Genomic DNA, 1,564 nt, shown 5'->3' with positions numbered 1-1,564 from the left:
CCATGGGAACAACAGACGGCGGTGTTTCCCTCAGTGGGGAGCATCGCCGGTGGTCTGAGCGCTTCGGGACCATCTGGCCAGCCCTCCCGGCCTGTGAGGCAGTTCACGCGTAACGGTACGTTGGTGCCGCGGGTAGTCTCTAGAATGGACAGTGGGTAGGCACATCCGCCGCCGAACGAGAGTCGGCGACGAGATGTTGCAAACCCGCAAGCTTCCCGCCGGCACTTGGCGGTGGCGTGCCGCCAGAACGGATGAAAGTTTGGCTCCGGCGGCGTCGTCGTGAAAATACACGGCGGTGACAACCGGCCTCGAGGGAGAGCCCGGCTGATCTAGGAAGGTAATTCTGTGAACCAGATGTCAGAGTCGGCCCTGGATACGTGGAGCAACCGCGAGGCACTTGCCGAAGCGATGATCCCCATGATCGGGCGTTTGTACCGCGAAAACAACGTAGTCACTTCCATCCACGGGCGTAGCCTCATTAACCAGTCGGTGGTGGGCATCCTGAAGGCCCACCGTTTCGCCCGTCAGATTGACGACGCCGAACTGCCGCTCGAAGAGACCTTCCCGGTGCTGCAGGCGATGAGCGAGCTGGATTTGGGCGCCGGTTCCGTGGACTTGGCCCGCCTGCTGGTGAAGTTCAAGAACGAGGGCGCCGGCGCCGAGCTGAAGGACTTCGTGCGCACCGAGCTGGCCGATATCGTTGGCAGGCGCGGAGCAGACGAGCGCACCAGCACGGACGTAGTGCTCTACGGCTTCGGCCGCATCGGCCGCCTGCTCGCCCGGATCCTGGTGGGCCACTCCGGTGGCGGACACGGCCTGCGGTTGCGCGCCGTGGTGGTGCGCAAGGGCAGCGACGACGACCTGGTCAAGCGCGCCAGCCTGCTGCGCCGCGACTCCGTGCACGGTCCGTTCGAGGGCACCATCTCCGTGGATAAAGAAAATAACACTATCCAGGCCAACGGCACGCTGATCCAGTTCATCTACTCCAATGACCCTGCTTCCGTTGACTACACCCAGTACGGCATCAAGGACGCCATCGTGGTGGACAACACGGGCAAGTGGCGTGATGAGGCCGGCCTGTCCCAGCACCTGCAGTGCCCCGGCGTGTCCCGGGTGCTCCTCACCGCGCCTGGCAAGGGCAACCTGAAGAACATCGTCCACGGTGTGAACCACGCAGACATCACTGACGAAGACAAGATCGTCTCCGCCGCCTCCTGCACCACCAACGCCATCACCCCGGTTCTCAAGGCGCTGAACGACAAGTTCGGTATCATCCACGGCCACGTAGAGACCGTGCACTCCTACACCAACGACCAGAACCTGATCGATAACTTCCACAAGGGTTCGCGCCGCGGACGCTCGGCCGCGCTGAACATGGTTTTGACCGAGACCGGCGCCGCAAAGGCCGTGGCCAAGGCGCTGCCGGAGTTGGAGGGCAAGCTCACCGGTAACGCCATCCGCGTGCCTACCCCGGACGTTTCGATGGCCATCCTGAACCTGAACCTGGAGCAGGACGCCACCAAGGAAAGCCTGAACGAGTACCTGCGCGGCATGTCGCTGAACT

Annotated in this window: 1 protein-coding gene; it reads left to right on the top strand. The window is 63.2% G+C overall.

Translation table 11 applies throughout. From position 1 onward, the window contains the following. Nucleotides 1–354: 354 nt before the first annotated feature. On the top strand, nt 355–1,564 hold a 1,210-nt coding region (locus tag AC5RWT_RS37305; RefSeq protein ID WP_494084603.1), incomplete at its 3' end, for a glyceraldehyde-3-phosphate dehydrogenase.

The sequence above is a fragment of the Arthrobacter sp. Dra40 genome, from assembly GCF_059091905.1.
Note: the sequence above shows the minus strand (reverse complement) of the source record. Positions and strands in the feature narration are given on the sequence as shown.